This is a genomic window from Streptomyces sp. NPDC052299, assembly GCF_040679335.1.
Taxonomy (GTDB): domain Bacteria; phylum Actinomycetota; class Actinomycetes; order Streptomycetales; family Streptomycetaceae; genus Streptomyces.
On sequence record NZ_JBFAUP010000009.1, the window covers coordinates 250,475 to 273,508 of the forward strand.

20 protein-coding genes are annotated in these 23,034 nt (G+C 72.6%); 12 read left to right on the plus strand and 8 right to left on the minus strand.

Annotation, left to right across the window (positions count from 1 at the left end):
- Positions 1 to 56: 56 nt before the first annotated feature.
- The 3 genes from AB0L33_RS17925 to AB0L33_RS17935 are packed head-to-tail and all read right to left on the minus strand — an operon-like array spanning position 57 to position 2,049.
- On the minus strand, positions 57 to 926 hold the full coding sequence (locus AB0L33_RS17925) for a haloalkane dehalogenase (protein WP_365682397.1): 870 nt from the start codon (positions 924 to 926) through the stop codon (positions 57 to 59).
- A gap of 35 nt (positions 927 to 961) precedes the next feature.
- Entirely contained in the window at positions 962 to 1,360 is a 399-nt protein-coding gene (locus AB0L33_RS17930; RefSeq protein ID WP_365682399.1) for a pyridoxamine 5'-phosphate oxidase family protein, read from the minus strand.
- A complete protein-coding gene (locus AB0L33_RS17935; protein WP_365682401.1) occupies positions 1,357 to 2,049 on the minus strand; it encodes an NAD(P)H-binding protein in 693 nt (230 codons plus the stop codon). Before AB0L33_RS17935 ends, AB0L33_RS17930 begins: the two co-directional genes overlap by 4 nt.
- A 75-nt stretch (positions 2,050 to 2,124) precedes the next feature.
- Here AB0L33_RS17935 and AB0L33_RS17940 point away from each other — a divergent pair, with 75 nt between their 5' ends.
- The 4 genes from AB0L33_RS17940 to mfd all read left to right on the plus strand — a co-directional run bounded on the left by AB0L33_RS17940 (position 2,125) and on the right by mfd (position 10,226).
- On the plus strand, positions 2,125 to 2,715 hold the full coding sequence (locus AB0L33_RS17940; protein WP_365682403.1) for a TetR family transcriptional regulator: 591 nt from the start codon (positions 2,125 to 2,127) through the stop codon (positions 2,713 to 2,715).
- A 344-nt stretch (positions 2,716 to 3,059) separates the two neighbouring features.
- Positions 3,060 to 3,848 (plus strand): ABC transporter ATP-binding protein, encoded by a 789-nt coding sequence (locus AB0L33_RS17945; RefSeq protein ID WP_365682405.1) that lies wholly within the window; start codon positions 3,060 to 3,062, stop codon positions 3,846 to 3,848.
- A complete protein-coding gene (locus AB0L33_RS17950; RefSeq protein WP_365682407.1) occupies positions 3,845 to 6,424 on the plus strand; it encodes an FtsX-like permease family protein in 2,580 nt (859 codons plus the stop codon). Before AB0L33_RS17945 ends, AB0L33_RS17950 begins: the two co-directional genes overlap by 4 nt.
- A gap of 271 nt (positions 6,425 to 6,695) precedes the next feature.
- On the plus strand, positions 6,696 to 10,226 hold the full coding sequence (gene mfd, locus AB0L33_RS17955) for a transcription-repair coupling factor (protein WP_365682409.1): 3,531 nt from the start codon (positions 6,696 to 6,698) through the stop codon (positions 10,224 to 10,226).
- Between the two features lie 73 nt (positions 10,227 to 10,299).
- On the opposite strand, the gene AB0L33_RS17960 is transcribed toward mfd, so the two are convergent.
- Positions 10,300 to 11,481 (minus strand): hypothetical protein, encoded by a 1,182-nt coding sequence (locus AB0L33_RS17960; RefSeq protein WP_365682411.1) that lies wholly within the window; start codon positions 11,479 to 11,481, stop codon positions 10,300 to 10,302.
- A gap of 150 nt (positions 11,482 to 11,631) precedes the next feature.
- Positions 11,632 to 12,018, minus strand: coding sequence for an ATP-binding protein (locus tag AB0L33_RS17965; RefSeq protein ID WP_365682413.1), 387 nt, complete (start codon positions 12,016 to 12,018; stop codon positions 11,632 to 11,634).
- A 161-nt stretch (positions 12,019 to 12,179) separates the two neighbouring features.
- Here AB0L33_RS17965 and AB0L33_RS17970 point away from each other — a divergent pair, with 161 nt between their 5' ends.
- Together AB0L33_RS17970 and AB0L33_RS17975 are read left to right on the plus strand one after the other, a co-directional pair.
- Positions 12,180 to 12,722 (plus strand): UTRA domain-containing protein, encoded by a 543-nt coding sequence (locus AB0L33_RS17970; RefSeq protein ID WP_365682570.1) that lies wholly within the window; start codon positions 12,180 to 12,182, stop codon positions 12,720 to 12,722.
- The gene (locus tag AB0L33_RS17975) at positions 12,719 to 13,498 is read left to right on the plus strand and encodes a GntR family transcriptional regulator (protein ID WP_365682415.1); all 780 of its coding nucleotides are present in this window, start codon (positions 12,719 to 12,721) and stop codon (positions 13,496 to 13,498) included. The genes AB0L33_RS17970 and AB0L33_RS17975 overlap by 4 nt, the downstream gene beginning before the upstream one ends.
- Before the next feature lie 4 nt (positions 13,499 to 13,502).
- On the opposite strand, the gene AB0L33_RS17980 is transcribed toward AB0L33_RS17975, so the two are convergent.
- The gene (locus AB0L33_RS17980) at positions 13,503 to 14,075 is read right to left on the minus strand and encodes a TetR/AcrR family transcriptional regulator (RefSeq protein WP_365682416.1); all 573 of its coding nucleotides are present in this window, start codon (positions 14,073 to 14,075) and stop codon (positions 13,503 to 13,505) included.
- A 110-nt stretch (positions 14,076 to 14,185) separates the two neighbouring features.
- Here AB0L33_RS17980 and AB0L33_RS17985 point away from each other — a divergent pair, with 110 nt between their 5' ends.
- Positions 14,186 to 15,052, plus strand: coding sequence for a hypothetical protein (locus AB0L33_RS17985; protein ID WP_365682418.1), 867 nt, complete (start codon positions 14,186 to 14,188; stop codon positions 15,050 to 15,052).
- Between the two features lie 147 nt (positions 15,053 to 15,199).
- The gene (locus tag AB0L33_RS17990; RefSeq protein ID WP_365682420.1) at positions 15,200 to 15,955 is read left to right on the plus strand and encodes an HNH endonuclease family protein; all 756 of its coding nucleotides are present in this window, start codon (positions 15,200 to 15,202) and stop codon (positions 15,953 to 15,955) included.
- Positions 15,956 to 15,986: 31 nt separating this feature from the next.
- Here AB0L33_RS17990 and AB0L33_RS17995 read toward each other — a convergent pair whose 3' ends face one another.
- Positions 15,987 to 16,760, minus strand: a complete 774-nt coding sequence (locus AB0L33_RS17995) for an SDR family oxidoreductase (RefSeq protein WP_365682422.1) — start codon at positions 16,758 to 16,760, stop codon at positions 15,987 to 15,989.
- A gap of 78 nt (positions 16,761 to 16,838) precedes the next feature.
- Between AB0L33_RS17995 and AB0L33_RS18000 the strand changes: the two genes are divergently transcribed.
- On the plus strand, positions 16,839 to 17,468 hold the full coding sequence (locus AB0L33_RS18000) for a TetR/AcrR family transcriptional regulator (RefSeq protein ID WP_365682572.1): 630 nt from the start codon (positions 16,839 to 16,841) through the stop codon (positions 17,466 to 17,468).
- A 55-nt stretch (positions 17,469 to 17,523) separates the two neighbouring features.
- On the opposite strand, the gene AB0L33_RS18005 is transcribed toward AB0L33_RS18000, so the two are convergent.
- Complete coding sequence (locus tag AB0L33_RS18005; protein ID WP_365682424.1) at positions 17,524 to 18,402, minus strand: DUF4190 domain-containing protein; 879 nt, start codon at positions 18,400 to 18,402, stop codon at positions 17,524 to 17,526.
- Between the two features lie 219 nt (positions 18,403 to 18,621).
- Here AB0L33_RS18005 and AB0L33_RS18010 point away from each other — a divergent pair, with 219 nt between their 5' ends.
- The 3 genes from AB0L33_RS18010 (at position 18,622) to AB0L33_RS18020 (ending at position 22,951) form a co-directional block, all read left to right on the plus strand.
- Positions 18,622 to 20,706, plus strand: a complete 2,085-nt coding sequence (locus AB0L33_RS18010) for an N-6 DNA methylase (RefSeq protein ID WP_365682426.1) — start codon at positions 18,622 to 18,624, stop codon at positions 20,704 to 20,706.
- A gap of 122 nt (positions 20,707 to 20,828) precedes the next feature.
- The gene (locus AB0L33_RS18015; RefSeq protein ID WP_365682427.1) at positions 20,829 to 21,422 is read left to right on the plus strand and encodes a hypothetical protein; all 594 of its coding nucleotides are present in this window, start codon (positions 20,829 to 20,831) and stop codon (positions 21,420 to 21,422) included.
- Positions 21,419 to 22,951: a serine/threonine-protein kinase gene (locus AB0L33_RS18020; RefSeq protein WP_365682429.1), complete on the plus strand. Its 1,533-nt coding sequence runs from the start codon at positions 21,419 to 21,421 to the stop codon at positions 22,949 to 22,951. The genes AB0L33_RS18015 and AB0L33_RS18020 overlap by 4 nt, the downstream gene beginning before the upstream one ends.
- Positions 22,952 to 23,034: the final 83 nt, after the last annotated feature.

Below are 23,034 nucleotides of genomic sequence, written 5' to 3' on the forward strand. Positions count from 1 at the left end.
CGGCCCGCCGCCCCCGCACGGGGCGCCGGGCCGGGCGTCCGGCAATCGGCGCGGCCTCACGCCCGCAGGCCGTGGCGCGCCGCCCACGCGCTGATCGCCGAGGCCAGCTCCTCCGGCCGGTCCTCCGGGGAGTGGTGGCCGGCCGGTCCGTGGCGGGAGACCTCCAGGCCCGCGATGTTCGCCTCGCACCAGGCCACGGTCGCCGCGTCGGTCATGGCGCCCGGGCCCGGCTCGAAGGCCGCCAGCAGCTTCGGCACTCCGGGGCTCGCGGCCAGCCAGGCGTCGTACCGCTCGATCCGCGCCACCACATCGGCGGGCTCACCGTCCAGCGGCATCATGCGCGTCCACGCCAGGACCGGGCGGCGGCTGTCCGGGGTCGGGAACGGACGGCGGTAGACGTCGAGGTCGGCCGGGTCGAGCGGGGTGGCGAGCGTGGCCGGAAGCCCTTCGACGAAGGCGTTCCGCTCCAGGACCATGTCCTCGCCCGCTCCCGGCGTCCGCAGGACGGTGAACAACTCGCGTCCGGCGGCCGGGAACTCGTCGCCGTACAGCGGCTTGACGATCGTTTCCGTGAAGGCCAGCCCGCGGACGGTCCCCGGAAGGCGCGCGGCCCGGTCGAAGGCGAGCGCGCCGCCCCAGTCGTGGCCGACCAGCACGGCCTCGGCCAGACCGAGCGCGTCGAACCAGGCGTCCAGGTGACGGGCATGGTCCTCGAAGGAGTAGGCGATGTCCGGTTTACCGGAGTCGCCCATCCCGACGAGGTCGGGAGCCAGCAGCCGGCGCCCGGGCGCGGCCACCTTCGGCAGGACGTCGCGCCAGAGGTGGGAGGAGGTGGGGTTGCCGTGCAGGAAGACGAACGGCAGACCGCCGGGGTCGCCGGACTCGCGGTAGTGGACGGTGGTGCCGAGGACCGGAACGGTGGGCATGAGGGGGCGTCACATCGCTTTCTGTTCAGTGGATTTCATACGTTGAGGCCGAGGACCCGGTCGACGGTGATCTCGATGACCACCAGGTCCGGCGGATCGGGCGGGGCCGCCCCGTAGCGGGCGGTGTAGCGGCGTACCGCGTCCGCCAGCCGGACGGGATCTCCCGTCACCGAGGCCCGGCCTTCGAGGGTGATCCAGCGGAAGCCGTCCGCCTGGCAGAGGGCGACCCGGGCCGCCGGGCCGGCCGCCGCCACGTTGAGGGCCTTGCGGGCCGTGGCCCGGGTGGTCACCCGCGCGAGGCCGGTGGCCGCGTCGACGGTGAAGCGGACCGGGGCCACGTGCGGGGTGCCGTCGGGGCGCAGGGTGGTGAGCGTGGCCGTGCGGTCGAGGGTGAGGAAGCCGCGGGCGGTGGCGGTGAGCCGGTCCCGACTCACCTCTTCCGCACCCCCTCGTTCCAGATCAGCTTGGCGATGTTCGGCTTCACGGCGGTGGTGACGACGCCCATGGCCGTACGCACATGGCGTCGTTCCTCCATTTCGCGCAGCATGCTCGCGGCGAGGTCGGAGCGGGCCGTGAAGACGCCGTCCGCGCTGGACGGGGCGGTGAGGTAGTCCGTGACCTCGGGGTGCTCGAAGAGGCCCGACGGGCGCACCAGGGTCCAGTCGAGGGCCGTGCGGCCGACGACGTCCTCCATGCGGCGCATGTCCGCGTGCAGGGTGCGGCCCAGGCGCCGGTTCACCAGCGGGTCCAGCACGTGGTTGAAGAAGTGCGCCCCGGTGGGCCGCCACCCGGGGTCGGCGATGCTGGAGCTGACGACCAGGAGCCGCCGCACGCCGTGCCGGTCCATGGCCCGGGTGATGGCCCCGGCGCTCCGCGAGTACAGGGTGATGGGCACCTTGCTGAAACGGGCCCCCAGTGCGGAAAGGACCGCGTCCGCCCCCTCGACCGCCGCGTCCACGGCGGCCGGGTCGGTCGCGTCGGCGACGGCCTGGGTGACCCCGGGGCGGGCCGGCAGCGAACCGGGGCGGCGGACGACCGCGGTGACCTCGTGGCCGGCGGCGACGGCCTGCTCGGTGAGATGGCGTCCGGTCGGGCCGGTGGCGCCGAAGAGGGTGATGCGCATGGCGGGGCTGCTTCCTTCGGGGTGCGGTGGGAACGCCCTTGACTGTGCGGACCGCGCACCGCACGCTCAACGCTGATGAATAACGCCGTGGCCGCCCCCGCCCGGCCCCGCGGCCGCCCGCGGGGCAACCCGCCGACCCGCGCCTCGCTCGTCGCGGCCGCGCGCGAGCTGTTCCTGGAGCGCGGCTACCGGGCCACCACGCTGCGCGCCGTGGCCGTGGCCGCCGGGGTCGACGCGGCCCTGATCGCGTATCACTTCGGTTCAAAGCGCGGCCTGTTCGCCGAGGTCATGCAGGTCGGGTGTGCCGAGGCGCTGGCCGTGGACGAGGTGCTGCGGGGCGATCCGGCCACCCTGCCCGGACGGCTCATCGACGCGGTGACGGGCCTGTGGGAGGACACCGGATTCCGTCGGCTCGCCGGCGGGGGCGAGGCCGCCGGGGAGGCCGTCCGCGACTACCTGGAACAGGAGTTGCTGGGGCGGCTCGTTGAATTTCTCGGCGGCCCGGACGCGACCGCCCGCGCCACCGCCGTGGTGACGGTGCTCGGCGGGATCATCTACACCCGCTACCTGAATCCCCTCCCCACCCCGGCGGCCCTCACCCCCGCCGAGATCCGCGCCGCCCTCACTCCGGCCGTGCGCGCGGCGCTCGCCCCCCGGCGCCGTTAGTCCGCGTCTCCACCCCGGGGTGTGGACCCCTGGGGGCAGTCCCTGAGACCCGGGTCCACCCGGGGGGCCAGCCCCCTAGGGGGAGCTCCTTACAGCGGGCCAGGGGCCGTTCCTCCCGGTGGAGGACGCGCGGGGCCGGGGCCCCTCCGTAGCGTTGTCGTCGTACCGAAGACGTACGGCGCGAGCACCGAGGACGCACCGCCGAAGGGCGGACCGCAGGGAACGGGGTGGGGAAAACCCCACCGGAAGACTGCGCTGGGCACCAGCGCGCCGGACCCCCTCCCCACAGCAGACTTCACAGCAGACGGCGACAACCCGTCGCTGACCGACATAGGAGAAAAACCGTGACAACGGCTGTAACCATTCCCAGGCACGGGGGCACTGGAGGGCGTACGGCCGTGGCTGCGCGGGCGCGGCAGGTCGTCAAGGCGTACGGGTCCGGAGAGACCCGGGTCGTCGCCCTCGACCACGTCGACGTGGACATCGCCCGCGGGCAGTTCACCGCGATCATGGGCCCGTCCGGCTCCGGCAAGTCGACGCTGATGCACTGCCTGGCCGGCCTCGACACCGTGACGTCCGGCCAGATCCACGTCGCCGACACCGAGATCACCGGGCTCAAGGACAAGAAGCTCACCCAGCTCAGGCGCGACCGCATCGGGTTCATCTTCCAGGCGTTCAACCTGCTGCCCACGCTGAACGCGCTGGAGAACATCACGCTGCCGATGGACATCGCCGGCCGCAAGCCCGACACCGCCTGGCTCAACCAGGTCGTCGAGACCGTCGGTCTGGCCGGCCGCCTCAAGCACCGGCCCACCCAGCTCTCCGGCGGCCAGCAGCAGCGCGTCGCCGTGGCGCGGGCCCTCGCCGCCAAGCCGGAGATCATCTTCGGCGACGAGCCGACCGGAAACCTGGACTCCCGGGCCGGTGCCGAGGTCCTGAGCTTCCTGCGCAGGTCCGTGGACGAGCTGGGCCAGACCATCGTCATGGTCACCCACGACCCGGTCGCCGCCTCCTACGCGGACCGGGTGCTCTACCTGGCCGACGGCCGCATCGTGGACGAGATGCACAACCCCACCGCCGACCAGGTGCTGGACCGCATGAAGGACTTCGACGCGCGCGGGCGGACCTCATGACCGTCTGGAAGACCTCGATGCGCAACTTCTTCGCGCACAAGGGACGCATGGCGCTCTCCGCCGTCGCCGTCCTGCTCTCGGTGGCGTTCGTCTGCGGCACGCTCGTCTTCACCGACACCATGAACACCACGTTCGACAAGCTCTTCGCCGCCACCTCAGCCGATGTCACCGTCAGCCCGAAGAAGGCCAAGGTGACCGACATCCCGGAGAACGGGAAGCCCGAGTCGCTGCCCGCCTCCGTCCTCGCGAAGGCCGCGAAGGCCGACGGGGTGAAGAAGGCCGAGGGCGCCGTCTCCAGCTCCTCCGTCACCGTGGTCGACAGCCACAACGAGAACATGGGCTCCGAGACCGGCGCCCCCACCCTCGCCGGCAACTGGACGCAGAACGACCTGCGTTCCATGGAGATCAGCTCCGGCCGCGCCCCGCGCGGCCCGGCCGAGGTCATGGTCGACGCCGACACCGCCGAGAAGCACCACCTGAAGATCGGCGACGAGCTGCGCACCATCGCGGCCACCGGCGACATCAAGGGGAAGATCACCGGCATCGCCGCCTTCAAGGTGACCAACCCGGGCGCGGCCGTCGTCTACCTCGACACCGCCACCGCCCAGCGCGCCCTGCTCGGCGCCCCCGACCGCTTCACGCACCTCTCCATCACCGCCGAAGAGGGCGTCAGCGACGCCCAGCTGAAGCGGAACGTGGCCCAGGCGCTCGACGGCTCCGCCGCGTACAAGATCCAGACGCAGGACGAGGCCGCCGCCGACAACAAGGACTCCATGGGGTCGTTCCTCGACGTCATGAAGTACGCGATGCTCGGCTTCGCCGGGATCGCCTTCCTCGTCGGCATCTTCCTCATCGTCAACACCTTCTCGATGCTGGTCGCCCAGCGCACCCGTGAGATCGGCCTGATGCGGGCCATCGGCTCCAGCCGCGAGCAGGTCAACCGCTCGGTGCTGCTGGAGGCGGTGCTCCTCGGCATCGTCGGTTCCGTCCTCGGCGTCGGCGCGGGCATCGGGCTCGCCGTCGGGCTGATGAAGGTCATGGGCGCCGTCGGCATGGAGCTGTCCACCGAGGACCTGACCATCGCCTGGACGACCCCGGTGGTCGGGCTCGCGCTCGGCATCATCGTCACCGTCCTCGCCGCCTACATCCCGGCCCGCCGGGCGGGCAAGGTCTCCCCGATGGCCGCCCTGCGCGACGCCGGCACCCCGGCGGACGCGAAGTCCGGCTGGGTCAGGGCCGGTCTCGGCCTCGTCGTCACCGGCGCCGGCGCCGCCGCCCTGTGGGCGACGACGCGGGTGGACGAGGCGAGCGACGGCTCCGGCCTCCTCGGCCTGGGGGTCCTGCTCACCCTCGTCGGCTTCATCGTGATCGGCCCGCTGCTCGCCGGAGTCGTCGTACGGGCGCTGAGCGCCGTCCTGCTGAGGTTCTTCGGACCGGTCGGCCGGCTCGCCGAGCGCAACGCGCTGCGCAACCCGCGCCGCACCGGCGCCACCGGCGCCGCCCTGATGATCGGCCTCGCCCTGGTGGCCTGCCTCTCCGTGGTCGGCTCGTCCATGGTCGCCTCGGCCACCGACGAACTGGACAAGTCGGTGGGCGCGGACTTCATCGTGGAGTCGGCCAACGGCCAGCTGATCGTCCCGCAGGCCGCCGAGGCGCTGGCCTCCGCCCAGGGCATCGAGCACCTCACGCACTACAAGGTCCTCGGCGCGAAGCTGACCGGCCCGGACGGCAAGGCGTCGGACGAGCACGTCACGGCGGCCGACCCGACGTACGCCGAGGACGTGCGCCGCGAGGTCCTCTCCGGCGACCTGGACAAGGCGTACGGCAAGGACGCCATGTCGGTCGGCGAGGAGTACGCCACCGCCCACCACGTCAAGGTCGGTGACACGATCACCGTCGCGTTCAAGGCGGGCGACACGGCGAAGCTGAAGGTCGCCGCGATCACCTCGGACGAGACCGCCCTCGACCAGGGCGCGATGTACCTGAACACCTCGACCGCGCAGCGGTACGTCCCCGCCGGCAAGATGCCCCAGAACATGATCATGTTCGCCAAGGCGAAGGACGGCCAGGAGGACGCGGCGTACGCGGCGCTGAAGAGCTCGGTCGCGAAGTACCCGCAGTACAAGGTGCGGAATCAGGCCGACTTCAAGGAGAACCTGAAGGACCAGATCGGCCAGCTCCTGAACGTCGTGTACGGCCTGCTGGCCCTGGCGATCATCGTCGCGGTGCTCGGTGTGGTGAACACCCTGGCCCTGTCGGTGGTGGAGCGGACCCGCGAGATCGGCCTGATGCGTGCCATCGGCCTCTCCCGCCGCCAGATGCGCCGGATGATCCGGCTGGAGTCCGTGGTCATCGCACTCTTCGGCGCCCTGCTCGGCCTCGGCCTCGGCATGGGCTGGGGCACCTCGGCCCAGAATCTGCTGGCCCTGGAGGGCCTGGGCGTCCTGGACATCCCGTGGCCGACCATCATCACGGTGTTCGTCGCCTCCGCCTTCGTCGGACTGTTCGCCGCCCTGGTCCCGGCCTTCCGGGCGGGCCGGATGAACGTCCTGAACGCGATCGCCACGGACGGGTGAGACGGACGCCCCCGGCTGACGGAACCGGCCCCGGCACGCTCCTCGGAGCGCGCCGGGGCCGGTGCGTGTGGGATACGGGGGAGGGGCCCGGGGCCGGGGCGCGTGTGTGGCCTACGGGACCCCTGTCGCGCAGCGGCCCCCTTCCCGGAGTCGTACGCTAGTAACCCCCGGCCCGTCATACGTGTCGGGCCCTTCGCGTTGCCCCCGGGGCAGCGCGCCCTGGCGGCAGCCGGCCGTCAGGCCCCTCTTCTCACCCGGACGGAAGCCCTTCATGAGCCTGAACGGTCTGCTGGATGTCGTCGTACGTGATCCGGCGCTCGACGAAGCGGTGAAGGCCGCCGGTGACGGCCACCGGATGCACATCGACCTGGTGGGCCCGCCCGCCGCGCGGCCCTTCGCCGTCGCGGCGCTGGCCCGGGACGCCGGGCGGACCGTCCTCGCGGTCACCGCGACCGGCCGGGAGGCGGAGGACCTGGCGGCCGCGCTGCGCACCATGCTGCCGCCGGACACGATCGCGGAGTTCCCGTCCTGGGAGACCCTGCCCCACGAGCGCCTGTCGCCCCGTTCCGACACCGTGGGCCGCCGGCTCGCCGTGCTGCGGCGCCTCGCGCACCCGCGCGCCGACGACCCGGAGACCGGGCCGGTCTCGGTCGTCGTCGCGCCGATCCGGTCCGTGCTCCAGCCGCAGGTCAAGGGGCTCGCGGACCTGGAGCCGGTCTCCCTGCGCACCGGGCAGAGCGCGGACCTCGGCGAGACCGTGGAGGCGCTGGCGGCAGCCGCGTACGCCCGGGTCGAACTGGTCGAGAAGCGCGGCGAGTTCGCGGTGCGCGGCGGGATCCTGGACGTGTTCCCGCCGACCGAGGAGCACCCGCTCCGGGTGGAGTTCTGGGGCGACGACGTCGAGGAGATCCGCTACTTCAAGATCGCCGACCAGCGGTCCCTGGAGGTCGCCGAGCACGGCCTGTGGGCGCCGCCCTGCCGGGAGCTGCTGCTGACGGACGAGGTGCGGGAGCGGGCCGCCGTGCTCGCCGAGGCCCATCCGGAGCTGGCCGAGCTCCTGGGCAAGATCGCCGAGGGCATTGCGGTGGAGGGCATGGAGTCCCTGGCGCCGGTCCTCGTCGACGACATGGAGCTCCTGCTCGACGTGCTGCCCAAGGGCGCGATGGCCGTCGTCTGCGACCCCGAGCGGGTCCGGACCCGGGCCGCGGACCTGGTGGCGACCAGCCAGGAATTCCTGCAGGCGTCCTGGGCGGCGTCCGCGGGCGGCGGCGAGGCCCCGATCGACGTGGGCGCGGCCTCGCTGCGGGGCATCGCGGACGTGCGGGAGCGGGCCCGTGAGCTGGACATGATGTGGTGGTCGATCTCCCCGTTCGCCGCCGACGCCGAATTGGACGCGGACACCCTGGCGCTGGGCATGCAGGCGCCGGAGATGTACCGGGGGGACACCGCGCGGGCGTTCGCCGACACGAAGGGCCGGCTGGCCGACGGCTGGCGCACGGTGTACGTCACGGAGGGCCAGGGGCTCGCCTCGCGTACGGTCGAGATGCTGGGCGGCGAGGGGATCGCGGCCCGGCTCGACCCGGACCTGGACGAGATCTCCCCGTCCGTGGTGCACGTCTCGTGCGGGGCCATCGACCACGGCTTCGTCCACCCCGGCCTGAAGCTGGCCGTGCTCACGGAGACCGACCTCACCGGCCAGCGCACCGCCACGAAGGACCTGGGCCGGATGCCGGTGCGGCGGCGCAAGACGATCGACCCGCTGACGCTGGAGACCGGCGACTACATCGTGCACGAGCAGCACGGCGTCGGCCGCTACATCGAGATGGTGCAGCGCACGGTGCAGGGGGCGACGCGCGAGTACCTGCTGGTCGAGTACGCCCCGGCCAAGCGCGGGCAGCCCGGCGACCGGCTGTACATCCCGACCGACCAGTTGGAGCAGGTCACCAAGTACGTCGGCGGCGAGGCCCCGACCCTGCACCGGCTCGGCGGCGCGGACTGGACGAAGACGAAGGCGCGGGCCAAGAAGGCCGTCAAGGAGATCGCCGCCGACCTGATCAAGCTGTACTCGGCCCGGATGGCGGCCCCCGGCCACACCTTCGGCCCGGACACCCCCTGGCAGCGCGAGCTGGAGGACGCGTTCCCGTACGCGGAGACGCCCGACCAGCTGACGACGATCGCCGAGGTCAAGGAGGACATGGAGAAGTCGGTCCCGATGGACCGGCTGATCTGCGGCGACGTGGGGTACGGCAAGACGGAGATCGCGGTCCGCGCCGCGTTCAAGGCGGTGCAGGACGGGAAGCAGGTCGCCGTCCTCGTCCCCACCACGCTGCTCGTGCAGCAGCACTACGGCACGTTCACCGAGCGCTATTCCCAGTTCCCCGTCAACGTGCGCGCGCTGAGCCGCTTCCAGTCCGAGGCCGAGTCCAAGGCGACGCTGGCCGGGCTGAAGGACGGTTCCGTCGACCTGGTCATCGGCACCCACCGCCTGTTCTCGTCCGAGACGAAGTTCAAGGACCTGGGCCTGGTCATCGTGGACGAGGAGCAGCGGTTCGGCGTCGAGCACAAGGAGCAGCTGAAGAAGCTCCGCGCCAACGTGGACGTGCTGACCATGTCCGCGACGCCCATTCCCCGTACGCTCGAAATGGCGGTCACCGGCATCCGTGAGATGTCGACCATCACCACCCCGCCCGAGGAGCGCCACCCGGTCCTCACCTTCGTCGGTCCGTACGAGGAGAAGCAGATCGGCGCCGCGATCCGGCGTGAACTGCTGCGCGAGGGCCAGGCGTTCTACATCCACAACCGGGTCGAGTCGATCGACCGGGCGGCGGCGCGGCTGCGCGAGATCGTGCCCGAGGCGCGGATCGCGACGGCGCACGGCCAGATGTCCGAACAGGCCCTGGAACAGGTCGTGGTGGACTTCTGGGAGAAGAAGTTCGACGTGCTGGTCTCCACGACGATCGTGGAGTCCGGCATCGACATCTCCAACGCGAACACGCTGATCGTGGAGCGCGGCGACAACTTCGGTCTCTCCCAGCTGCACCAGCTGCGCGGCCGCGTCGGCCGTGGCCGCGACCGCGGCTACGCGTACTTCCTGTACCCGCCGGAGAAGCCCCTCACGGAGACCGCCCACGAGCGCCTGGCGACGATCGCCCAGCACACCGAGATGGGTGCGGGCATGTACGTCGCCATGAAGGACCTGGAGATCCGCGGCGCGGGCAACCTCCTCGGCGGCGAGCAGTCCGGCCACATCGCGGGCGTCGGCTTCGACCTGTACGTACGCATGGTGGGTGAGGCGGTCGCCGACTACCGGGCGTCCCTGGAGGGCGGCGTGGAGGAGGAGCCGCCGCTGGAGGTCAAGATCGAGCTCCCGGTCGACGCGCACGTCCCGCACGACTACGCCCCCGGCGAGCGGCTGCGCCTCCAGGCGTACCGCTCGATCGCGTCGGCGTCCTCGGAGGACGACATCAAGGCGGTCCGCGAGGAGCTGACCGACCGCTACGGCAAGCTTCCGGAGCCGGTCGAGAACCTGCTCCTGGTGGCCGGGCTGCGCATGCTGGCCCGCGCGTGCGGGGTCGGCGACATCGTGCTCCAGGGCCCGAACATCCGCTTCGCGCCGGTGGAACTGCGCGAGTCCCAGGAGCTGCGCCTGAAGCGGCTGTACCCGAAGACGGTCATCAAGCCGGCGGTCCACCAGATCCTGGTGCCGCGTCCGACGACGGGCAAGATCGGCGGAAAGCCGGTGGTGGGACGCGAACTGCTGGCGTGGACGGGGGAATTCCTCACGACGATCCTGGGGTCGTGAGGGCCTGAGCGTCGCGGGACGGGAACGGGTGCGGTACGCCGACGGCGTACCGCACCCGTTCCCGCAAAGGGGGTCAGCCGATGGAGTCCAGCCGCATCGCGGCAGGGCCCTGTCCGGCGGTGTTGGTGCAGCGGCGGTCGCCCGACGGCTGCTCCAGCTGGAGGGTCAGGCAGGTGCCGAGGGCCTGCTGGCCGTAGCGGTTGGGGTGCAGGGACTCCTGCTTCTGGCCCTGTCCGAGGCCGGAGGTCACGAAGCGGACCCACTCGCTGGTGTCACCGGAGGGGGCATGGGTGGCGTCGGCGTGCCGGGTGGAGGTCGAGCACACCTCGCGGCCCTCGAACGACCGGGAGAGGTCCAGGAACTCCGCGCCGCCCTCGTCGGCCGCGTCCGCCAGGACCGAGCTGATCTCCGGGACCAGCTCGTCGTGCGCCCAGGTGAGGTCCTTGTCGAAGAAGGGGCAGCCGCCGGACTTGAGCCGGTCGTACTTCTCGCCGGGGTAGCGGATGCGGCCGGCGTCCGGGAGCGGGGAGGGGTACGACTGGAGGATCAGCCGGTACGAGCCGGCCGGGTGGCCCGCCCGGTCGAGCGCGGTCCGCACGTCGGCGAGGGTGTTCACGGCCGCCTGCCGCACGCCGGGCAGCCGCTCGGCGACCTGCTCGGCCGCGTCCGGTGCGCACGGTTCGCCGCCGAAGGGCTTGACGAACTCGGTCGCGCAGCCGGTGATGATGTCGGAGAAGCCGAGGTCGTTGCCGCCGATCGACACGACGACCGCGCGCACCGCCCGGCCGATCGCCACGTCCTCCAGCTCCCTGGCCTGCGAGCGCTCGCCCTTGAACGGCTCGCCGCCGCTCTCCGGAAGGAGCACCGCCTTCGAGGTCGCCCCCGAGCAGGCGAGGTTGAGGCGGCTGACGTCGAGCGTGACGGACTGGACCTCGGCCACGTCGGAGCGGTTGCAGCCGTTGTCGTAGGACGACCCGTACACCCGGTACGGGTCGCTCCCGCCGGTCGCCGGGTCCCAGGCCCGGTCGGTGCCGGAGTAACCGTCGGCGCTCCGGTTGCTGTTGCCTGCCCAGCGACCGGCCTCACCGGAGATGAAGCTGTCGCCCACGGACACCAGCAGGGGCGCCTCGGCGGCGGCCGGCACCGCACGGGAGCCGGAGGCGGAGGCGGGCAGCGCGCCCGAGACGGTGAGCGCGCACAGGGTGGCTGCTGCGGCGGCGAGTGTCTTGGAGCGTCGTGAGGGAGAAATGATCATGCGTTGGTTGTCGGCAGCCGGGCGGAGGGGAATGAAGTGCGATCGCTCGTTTGCAGCCGAATGGACCAGTTGTGGAGGCCAGTTGTTGACCGGGGGCGACAGGAGAGGTCGGGACTGATCACGCCCATGGCGAAACGCGAGAGTTGACCCTCATGACGAGGTCTTGAAGATCAGCCACACGGTCTTGCCGACGACGTGGTCATCGACTCCGAAGTCGTCGGCGAGTTCCCGGACGAGGTGCAGGCCGCGTCCGGAGCAGGCGACTTCAGCGGCCTGCTGTACGCGTGGTTGACCGGGTCCGCTGTCGCGGACCTCCAGCCGTACCTGGTCCTCGCTCCGATGGAGGACGACGCTGAACTCGCGGCCGGGCGGAACACCGTGCAGCAATTCGTTGGTGGCGAGTTCCGAGACGCACAGCCTTATGTCCTCGATCAAGGTGTGGAGCTGCCACTCGGCGAGGACGCCGGTGACGAACGTGCGTGAGGCACCCACAGAGGTGCGCCTGCGGGTGAAGCGTCGTTGCTGCACCAGGGACACGGGGGTTCACCGCCTTGCTTGCGGGTTGTAACGTGGCGACGACCTTACTGCTATTCGTGAAAGGCGGCAAGGTGCTCTCTGGTGGGGAGGCGACTGGGCCTCCCGTCCGGAGATGAGGCACGCTGGGTGTCGTGTCGGTGGGAGCTGCGGAGGAGAAGCGCATGGGCGGTAATGAATGGGTCAGTACGTCGACGCCCTACCTCGCCGCGCCCTCCGGCGCTCCGGGCGACACCTGGGCGGCCGAGGCCGCCGCCGAGGGGCGCCGGGGGAGCCAGCGCATCGTCCAAGCGGGCGAGGTGGAGGCCCCGGAAGTGGTCGCGGAGCTGCTCGGGGTGGCGGCCGGGGAGAGCGTCGTCGCCCGACGCAGGATCATGTACCTCGACGGCGAGCCCTGCGAGTTGACGGACACCTACTACCCGCTGGCCATCGCGGGCGGCACCGGCCTCGCCGGGACGGCCAGGATCCCCGGTGGGGCGGTCAGGCTCCTGGCGGAGCTGGGCCACGTCGGCGTACGCGTACGTGAAGAGGTGACCGCGCGGCGGGCGACCGGGTCCGAGTCCGAGCAGCTGGCGATGCCGGAGGGAGACCCGGTCCTCCAACTGACGCGGCTCACCCTGGACGAGGCCGGCCGGCCCATTCAGGTCGACGTCATGGCCATGTCCCCGCGACGCCAGAAGCTGCGTTACGAGACCAGGATCGGATGACCGTGCCCAGACCCGAAGCCGACGCCGCCGACCGGCGTTCCCTGCATGAGCGGATCGCGGCCGATCTCAGGGACCAGATCATGGGCGGAGACCTCGCGCCCGGCGCGAACCTGCCCTCGACGGCCCACCTCAAGCAGCGGTTCGACGCCTCGAACGCCACGGTCCAGAAGGCGGTGCAGCTGCTCAAGGACGAGGGGCTGGTGATCGGCAGGGCGGGTGCGTCGGTGACCGTCCGCGAGCACCGTCAGCGGACCGTTCGCCCGGCCGCGTCCATGGCCCCGGCAGGTGCGGGGGAACCGTACCGCTGGCTGACCGAAGCGGCGAAGGGCGGCTCCCGGGCTCACAGCACGCTGCTCGAAGTCGCCGAGGTCCAGCCACCGGCGGATGTCGCGGAGGCGTTGAGGCTTCCGGGAGGTGATCCGGCACTGCTGCGGCGCCAGTTGCTCGTGATCGATGACGAACCCGCCGAGCTCGTTGCCTCGTACTACCCGCTGGACATCGTCAGCGGCACGGCGATGACGGCTCGCCGCAAGATCCCGGGTGGAACCCCGACGCTTCTCGCGGAGCTGGGGTACCCGCCGCGGCTCAGCGTCGACCGCGTGTCCGCGCGGGTGCCCACCCAGGAGCAGTACCAGGCGCTGCGCCTGCCCGGAGGGCTGCCGGTGCTGCGTACGCTGCGCGTGGTCTACAGCGAGGACGAGCGGCCCATCGAGGCCACGGTCATGGTGAAGGCCGGGCATCTGTACGAGGTCCAGTACGAGTTCACGGCCGAATAGGCCCTCACTGGCCGGACGCGTCCCCGGGGCTGAACACCAGTCGGCCCACGCGGCGGAATACCTCCTCCGGGTCGCGGTCGCCCACCGCGTCCGTCAGGTTGCCGCTGAGGAGCAGTGTGGCGAAGCCGTGGGCGAGGGACCAGGCGGCGATGCCCGTGAGGCGGGGGTCGTCGGCGGGGCTCAGGGTGGCGACGCCCGCGCGTAGTTCCGCCGTGGCCCGGGCCTTCGCGGCCAGGAGGTCCGGGTCGTCCGTGCGGTACAGGTCCGGCTGGAACATCACCTGGAAGTGCGCCGGGTGCGTCGCCGCGAACCGTACGTACACCACGCCTCGTTCGCGGAGATCCGGGGCGGCGGCGAGGGCGTCCGCGAACAGGCCGTAGCCCTCGGCGGCGATCGCGGTGAGCAGGCCCGTGCGGTCCTTGAAGTGGTGGGCGGGGGCGGCGTGGGAGACGCCGGCCCGGCGGGCCAGGTCGCGGAGGCTGAGCGCGGCGGGGCCCTCGGTGCGGATGACGTCGAGGGCGGCGGTGAGGACGGCCCGTCGCAGGTCGCCGTGGTGGTAGGCGCGGTCGCTGGTCATGGACAGCAGGTTACGCCGGATCTAGTCGTTGACAAGTTCGCGGATCGCGCGCACCCTAGGGATCTAGGCAGTGGCTAGATGGTGGCCGGTGCGTGGCGGAAGGTGTGGACATGTCCGATGAGCTGGGTCGCGTACGGCAGCTGTGGCATCTGCTGGAGCCCGTGCACGCCGTTCTCTATTACGCGCCGGAGGCGTACGAGGAGGCCGCCGCCCTCGGGTACGCGGTCGATGAGCGGTGGCCGAGCTACTTCGCCTGGCGGGCGGCGCCGCTGGGCGCGGCGGGGGCGGACCGGGTCGGAGAGGCGTTCTACAGCTTCAGCCCGCGCATGGTCGGTGCGTACGTCCCCGCCGTCTGGTCGGTCGCCGCGCCGGACGCGGTGCTCGCCGCGCGGGGGCGGGCCGTGGACCGCGCGTACCGGGCGCTGCTGGGGGAGGCGGTCGCCGCGCCGGACACGGCCGAGGCCGCCGCTCTGCTGCGGCGCGTGGTGGACGCGGCCGATACGGCGGGCCGGCCGCTCGCTGCCGCGAACGCCGCGCTGCCCTGGCCCGACGCTCCGCACCTCGCCCTGTGGCACGCGGCGACCGTCCTGCGCGAACACCGGGGCGACGGCCACCTCGCGGCCCTCGCGCACGCGGAGCTGGACCCCGTCGAGTCGCTGGTCTCCTTCGCGGCGATCGGGGCCGCCCGGCCCGAGGTCTTCGGCAGCCGGGGCTGGGACGAGGGGGAGTGGCGGGCGGCGCACGACCGGCTGGCGAAGCGGGGACTGGTGGCCGCCGACGGTACGGCGACCGAGGCGGGCCGGGCGCTGCGGGCCGAGGTCGAGCGGCGTACGGACGAGGCGGCGGCGGGACCGTGGCGGGTGCTCGCAGACGCGGAGCGGGAACGGCTGGTCGAGCTTCTGGGGCCGCTGTGGGTGGCGGCGATCGGGTCGGGGCTGCTGCCGTCCGAGAATACGCTGGGGATCGGGAAGGTGTGAGCGAGGTGTGATCCGGCCCGCACGCGGGGACGGGCCGGGGCCATGAAATCCTCCTCGCGGGGAAGACGTTCGTAGAATTCCCTGGTTGGTTCGGCTTTCTCACCGTCAGGACGGCTACGAGTGATATCTCCCCGCGTGTGTCGAGTGATGGCCCCCGCCCTGGCCGCCGCGGCCGTGCTGGCGCTGAGTGGCTGCGACCCCGATCAACTCCCCTCGGACATCGACGCCTCCGGTGGCGGCGCGGATGGCGGCGGCCAGTCCGTCACCGGCTTCGGGGCCAGCCCGCTGACGAACGACGACGGCACGAAGCCCGGCCTCGCGCCCCTGACCTCCGAGGAGGACCGTGCCGCGGCACGGAAGATCATCGAGAAGGTCGCCACCAAGGGCCGCGGCCCCAAGACCGGCTACGAGCGGGACAAGTTCGGGTACGCGTGGAAGGACTCGGTGGACGGCGTCCCCCTGTCCCACAACGGCTGCGACACCCGGAACGACCTGCTCGCCCGGGACGGCAAGGACGTCGAGCTGCGCTCCGGTTCGAAGTGCGTGGTCGTCTCCATGACGCTCAAGGACCCCTACACCGGCAAGACCATCGAGTGGCGCAAGCAGCAGGCGACCAAGGTCCAGATCGACCACGTCATGCCGCTGTCGTACGACTGGCAGATGGGCGCCGCCCACTGGAACGAGGCCAAGCGCCAGCAGATCGCCAACGACCCGCTCAACCTCATCCCCGTCGACGGTCCGGCCAACAACGCGAAGCGCGACGCGGGCCCCGCGACCTGGCTGCCCCCGTACAAGCCGATCCGCTGCGCGTACGTGCTCCGCTTCGCGCAGGTCTCGCTGAAGTACGCGCTGCCGGTGACGAGCGCGGACAAGGACATGATGCTGAAGCAGTGCGGCGGCTGACGCAGGGCGGGCCTCGCGAAGGCCCGCCCTTTCAGAGCCCCGAGCCCCCCGTCGCGTCGATCACCGTGCCCGTCACCCAGCGGGAGTCGTCCGAGGCGAGGAACGCCACGATGTCCGCGACGTCGCGCGGCTGTCCCACCCGGCCCAGCGCGGCCAGTGACGCGGCGCCCTTCTCCGCCTCGGCGTCGCCCCGCAGCCAGTCCGCGTTGATGTCGGTGTCGATGATGCCGGGGGCCACCGAGTTGACCGTGATGCCACGCGGGCCCAGCTCCTTGGCGAGGTTCAGCGTGAAGTTGTCCAGGGCGCCCTTCGTCGCGCTGTAGGCGATGATGCTGGGCATCGCGATCCGGGCCGCGCCGCTGGATATGTTGATGACCCGGCCGCCGTCGCGCAGCCGGTCGAGCCCGTGGCGGACGATGAAGAACGGCGCCCGCACATTGACGGCGAAGACCGCGTCGAACGCCTCCTCGGTGAGCGAGGACAGCTCGGAGTAGAGACCGGCGCCCGCGTTGTTCACGATGATGTCCACGCCGCCGCCGGGCGCGTGCGCGGTGACCCGCTCGTCGAACGCCTCCCACAGCGCGGCCGCGTCCCCGTGCGCGCCCAGCTCGGCGCGCAGGGCGAACGCCGAGCCGCCGTTCTTACCGATGACCTCCACGACCTCGTCGGCCGCCGCCGCGTCCCGGGCGTAGGCGACGGCGACGACGGCGCCCTCGCGGCCCAGCCGTTCCGCGATGGCCCGGCCGATGCCCCGGCTGCCTCCGGTGACCAGGGCCACCTTGCCCTCAAGTGTGCGTGCAGACACGTCTGTTACCCCTCAGCTATTTGTTGAGTGATCGTTCCAGAAAGAACGTAGCACGACTTCTTGAGTGGGCGCTCTAGAATGTGGGGCATGGGTGAGACAGGTGCGGTGCGCGGACGGCCGCGCTCCTTCGACCGGGACGCCGCGCTCGCGGCGGCCGTCCGGCTGTTCTGGGAGCGTGGCTACGGAGCGACCTCGATCGGTGAGCTGACGGAGGCGATGGGCATCCGGCCCGCGAGCCTCTACGCCGCGTTCGGCGACAAGCGGTCGCTCTTCGAGGAGGCGGTCGCCGCGTACGGGACGACGCCCGTCGGCACCTTCATGCGCGACGCCCTGGAGCAGGAGCCCACGGCCTACCGCGCGTTCGCACGCCTCCTGCGGGACGCCGCCCGGATCTACGCGGACCCCTCGCACCCGGCGGGCTGCATGGTGATCACGGCGGCCACGAACGTCACCCCGCAGGACGCCGGGGTCGCCGACCGGCTGAGGGAGGCGCGCAATTCCAACCTCACGGCCTGGGAGGCGCGGCTGCGGGACGCGCAGCGCGCGGGCGAACTGCCGGAGCGGGTGAACCCCCGGGCGCTCGCCGGGTACTTCGCGACCGTCGTCCAGGGCATGTCGCAGCGCTCCTGCGACGGGGCGGGGCCGGAGGAACTGGCCGAGATCGCCGAACTGGCGCTGGCCGCCTGGCCGGGGGAGCGCGAGGCCTGAGACGCGGAAAGCCCGCCCTGGGGGCGGGTTCCGGGCGCGTGCCGCGCTGCGCGGGTCAGAGCTTCAGGTCCCACTGCGTCGACTCGTACGTGAAGCTGGGGTTGACCTCCACGGTGAGGTTCTTCGCGTCGGCCGGTGCGTCGAACGCGTAGAGCACCGTGACCTTCTTGCCCGGCAGGATCGTGCCGGTGAAGCCCGAGCCGACCTTGTCGTCGAAGATCTGCTCCGCGTCCACGCCGTCCTTCCCGGCCCGGCCCTCGACGGTGACCAGCGCGGAGTCGAACTTCTCCTTGCCCGCGTTCTCGATCACGACGGCCACCTGGTACGCCTTGTTGCCCTTGGTGTGACCGGCCGCGAACTCGCCGGGGGAGTACTTCGTCGCGTCGCCGACCGTGACCGTGAGGTCGTCGTCGTACACGATCGCGTCACCGGCCTCCAGCGCCTCGCCGGTCGGCTTCTCCTCCTTGCCGGCCTTGTCGTCGCCGGACTTCCCCTTCTCCTCGCCCTTGCCGGCGTCCCCGCCCGCCTTCGGCTTCGCGGACGCCTGCGTGTCCGACACCGCCGCGTTCAGGTCGTCCACCGCGTCGTCCACCGCCTTGAAGGTGATCACCGCGCCGACCACCGACATGATCAGCGCGATCAGCGCGAGGACCGTGCCGAAGGTGGCCATGTTCTTGTTCGTCGCCTCGCCCCTCTTGGCGCGGCCCCGGCCGACGAGCCCCAGGATCAGCGCGATCGTCCCGAGGATGCCCGCCAGCCAGAAGAGGAACGGGACGAGGCCGGAGACCGCGCCGATGAGCCCGAGGATCAGCGCGGCGATGCCCAGCCCGTTGCGGGCGGGGCGCAGGCCGGGCGCGTGAGCGGGGCCGTACGGCTGCTGCGGCTGGGGGTGCGGAGGCTGCGGGGACTGCGGCGGCTGCGTGAACTGGGACATGGCTGTGCCCTTCGGCAAGTACGGGATGAGTGGTGAGCGGATCCACCTGCGCCGCTCGTTCAGCGACAGGTCAATCACAGCATCATCTGTGAACCGAGTCAACACAGTTCACGGGAAACGGGTTCGTGCACGGTGTGAATCGATGACGAGTGCGCTGCTGTGTACGGGTCGGTATGCTCGCCCCCGACCCGCCCGCGGTACAGCCCAGGGAGACAGCAAGTGCCGGAGAACGCGACAGAGGTGACCGCCGCCGGGATCGCCCGCCTGGCGGGCGTGGGGCGCGCCGCCGTCAGCAACTGGCGCCGCCGGCACGCCGACTTCCCCCAGCCCGTGGGCGGCACCGAGACCAGCCCGTCCTTCGCCCTGCCCGAGGTCGAGCAATGGCTGCGCGACCAGGGCAAGCTGGTCGAGGTCCCCCTCCGTGAACGCGTCTGGCAGCAGCTGGCCGGCCACCCGGCGGGCCCCGTCACCGCCCTCGTCCACACCGGCTGCGCCCTGCTCCTGGTGAACCGCAGGCCCGCCGCCTGGCGGGAGATCACCGGCGTGTCCGACGACCGGATGGCCGGGGTGCTCTCCCTCGCGCTGGGCGACGCCCTCGCCGACCGCTTCGGGCCCGCCGGGAACGGGCGCGCCGTCCGCACCCCGGACCGCGCCGAACTGCTGCCGTCCGTGCCGCTGCTGCGCGGCGCCGCCGAGCTCGCCGCGGAGACCGGCGTCCGGGAGGCGTACGAGTTCCTGCTCGGCCGTCAGCTCGACGCCAACCCGCGCCAGTACACGCTGACCCCGCCCGGGCTGGCCGAACTCATGGCGGAGCTGGCCGGCGCCGGCGGACCGGACGTGCGCACGGTGCTCGACCCGGCGGCGGGGACCGGCGCCCTGCTGACCGCCGCCGGGCAGGCCGGGCTGTACGCCCAGGAGAGCGACCCCGGCCTCGCCGCCGTCACCGCGCTCCGCCTCGCCCTGCGCACCGGGGGCGCCCCGCGCGGCCCCGGCGGCCGCACGCTCGACGTACGCACCGGGGACACCCTGCGCGCCGACGCCTTCCCGGGCCTGGCCGCCGACGCGGTGCTCTGCCACCCGCCGTTCAACGAGCGCAACTGGGGCCACGACGAACTGGCCTACGACCCCCGCTGGGAGTACGGCTTCCCGGCCCGCACCGAGTCCGAACTCGCCTGGGTGCAGCACGCGCTGGCCCGGCTGCGCGACGGCGGCACCGCCGTCCTGCTGATGCCGCCCGCCGCCGCCTCCCGCCGCTCCGGACGCCGCATCCGCGCCGACCTCCTGCGCCGGGGCGCCCTGCGTGCCGTCATCGCGCTCCCGGCCGGCGCCGCACCCCCCTACGGCGTCCCGCTCCACCTGTGGGTGCTCCGCAGGCCCGGCGCGGAATCGCGGCCCGACCCCGAACTGCTGCTGGTCGACACTGCGGAGCCCGCCGAGCAGACCACCGGCGGCGGGCGCGACCGCCTCGACCTGACCGCACTGCGCCGCGCCGTACTCGACGCCTGGCACGCGCACGAGGGACAGCGGCCGCAGCCCGCGGCACCGCACTCCGCCGCCTCCCGCACCGTCCCCGTCATCGAACTCCTCGACGACGACGTCGACCTCGCCCCCGCCCGCCACCTCCCGTCCCCCGCCGCCACCGGCGGACCCGCCGAGCTGGCGGGCGTACGGGAGCGGCTGACCACCACCCTGGGCCTCGCCACGAGCCTCACCCCGCCGTCCCCCGCCCCCGTCCCGCCCGCGCACCGACCGCTCACCACCATCGGCGAACTCGCCCGGGCCGGCGCCCTCCAGCTCCGCCACGGCGGCGCGGGCACCGGGACAGGACCCGTCCTCACGGAGCACGACGTGCTCGGCTCCACCCCGCCCTCCGGCGCCCCGGCCGCGGGCGGCACCCCGGAGGAGCCCGTCCTGGTCGAGGCGGGCGACGTCGTCGTGCCCGTGCTCGGCGGTGTCACCGTCGTCCGGGTCGTGGACGAGGCCACCGCGGGCGCGGCGCTCGGCCGCAACCTCCAGCTGCTGCGCCCCGACCCGGCGGTGCTCGACCCCTGGTTCCTCGCCGGGTTCCTGCGCGGCACCACCAACAACCGGCAGGCCAGCAGCCACGCGTCCACCGCGACCCGGCTCGACGCCCGCCGCCTCCAACTGCCGCGCCTGCCCCTGGCGGAGCAGCGGCGCTACGGCGAACGGTTCCGCGCGCTCGCCGCGTTCGAGGACGCGCTCCGGCTCGCCGGACGCCTCGGCGGACAGCTCGTCCAGGGCCTCTACGACGGCCTGACGGACGGTACGGTCACGCCGGAGTGACCGGAACCACAACGGTTCCGTACAACCCCGGGCCCTCTGTCGGTGTCGCCCCTTACGCTCGGATCCGCACGCACGCCCGTGTGCGCGCGGACGTTTCACGACCAGGCACTCCAGGAGCAGCCATGTACGCCCCGGGTCTTCCGCCCACGGCGCCGCGCCGGGTCCCCAGCAGGGCCTGGATCGTCTCCATGCGGGTGCTGTTCCCCCTGCTCGCGGTCTGCTCCCTCGGACTGCTGCTGTGGACACCGCTGCTCAGGCTGGCGTTCGTCCGCCGCCGGGCCCTCGACTGGTGGATCGCCGGCGCCGGCTTCGTGTTCGTCTGCGCGCTGCTGCCCATCATCGGCAGGGACGACGCGAATCCGGAGCCGAACGGCGTCGACAACGTGTTCATACCGCTGCTGCTCCTGGCACTGGCGGGCGCCTGTGCGCACTACCTCGTCGCCGACGTACGTTTCTACGCGCGCCTGGCCGGGAAGGGCCCCGGGCTCCCGCACCAGGGACCCGGCCACGCGTACGTCACCACCGTGCCCACACCGCCGTACGGACAGCCGCAGCCCTATCCGCCGCACCCCGGTCAGCCGCAGCCCTACCCCCTTCCCCTCACGCGCTGCCCCCAGCCCGAGGACGTCCGCCCCGCACCGCCCCAGCGCATCGACCAGGTCCGCGCCGAGCTGGACGAGCTGAGCGACTACCTCCGCAAGGAGGAGGGCCGGTGAACGGTCGCCTCATCGGCGGACGGTACGAGCTGGCGACGATCCTCGGCCAGGGCGGCATGGGGCAGGTCTGGACGGCCTACGACCAGCGCCTCGACCGCCGGGTCGCGGTCAAGCTGCTGCGCCCCGACCGGGTCACCGGACCCGTCGGCAGCGAGGCCGCCGACGAGCTGCGCCGCCGCTTCGTCCGCGAGTGCCGGGTCACCGCGCAGGTGGACCACCCGGGCCTGGTCACCGTGCACGACGCGGGCAGCGACGGCGACGACCTGTTTCTCGTCATGCAGTACGTGGAGGGCGCCGACCTCGGCGACCACCTCGCCGAACACGACCCCTACCCCTGGCCCTGGGCCGTCGCGGTGGCCGCGCAGCTGTGCGCCGTCCTCAGCGCCGTGCACGCCGTGCCGATCGTCCACCGTGACCTCAAGCCCCGTAACGTGATGGTCCGTCCGGACGGCACCGTGCTCGTCCTCGACCTCGGGGTCGCGTCCGTCCTCGACACCGACACCACCCGCCTCACCAACACCGGCTCGCCCATCGGCTCCCCGGCCTACATGGCGCCCGAGCAGGCCATGGGCGGTGCCGTCGGCCCGTACACCGACCTCTACGCCCTCGGCGTCCTGCTGCACGAACTGCTCAGCGGCGACGTGCCGTTCGCAGGATCGACCGCCCTCGGGGTGCTGCACCGGCACCTCTACGAACCGCCGCTGCCGGTCCGCCAGTTCCGGCCGGACATCCCCGAGGCGCTGGAAGCGCTCGTGCTGCGGCTGCTCGCCAAGGACCCGCAGCACCGGCCGGACAGCGCCCAGGAGGTCTACGAGCACCTCGCCCCGCTGCTGCCCGCGCGCGGCTCGCGGCCGCCCGCCGGACCGCTCGACCCCACTCGCCCGTTCCTGCGCCCGCACGCTCCCTGGCCCGACCGCGCCACCGTCCCGCCGCCTGCCGTGCCCACCGCGCCGCCCGCCCGGACGGACGTCGCCGCCGCCGTGGACGAGGTCAAGCGGCTCCTCGGCGAGGGCCGCATCACCCAGGCCGTGGACATGCTCGGCGGGCTCCTCCCGGTCGCCGCCGAACAGCACGGGCCCGGCTCCCCGGTCGTCCGCATCCTGCGCAAGCAGTACGCGGCGACCCTGATGGACGACGGCCAGTACCGCCGCGCCCTGCCCGAGCTGCGCCGGCTCGCCGACGACCGGGCCGCCGAGGCGGGCTCCGCCGACCTCCAGGTCCTCGGCCACCGCTGCGACGTCGCCCAGTGCCTGGAACAGCTCGGCGAACCCGCCGCCGCGCTCGCGGAGTACCGCGCCGTGCTGCCGTACTACGAGAACCAGTACGCCACCGGCAACGACCCGGCGCGCTCGTACGAGATCCGCCACCGCATCGGCCAGCTGCTGCTCGCCCTCGGCGACCACGCGAACGCGCGCGCCCAGCTCCAGTCCCTGCTGTACGACACCGAGCGCACCTACGGCCCGCACCACCCGCTGCCCGTCGAGCTGCGCCGGCAGCTGGAACGCCAGCTGGAGGTCCGGGGCGGCTGAATCCCGGGGAGGGGCCGTTCACCCGATGGCCGCCCACCGGCCACACCGGGCTCCGGAGGGCGACACTTCGACCGGTTGATGTA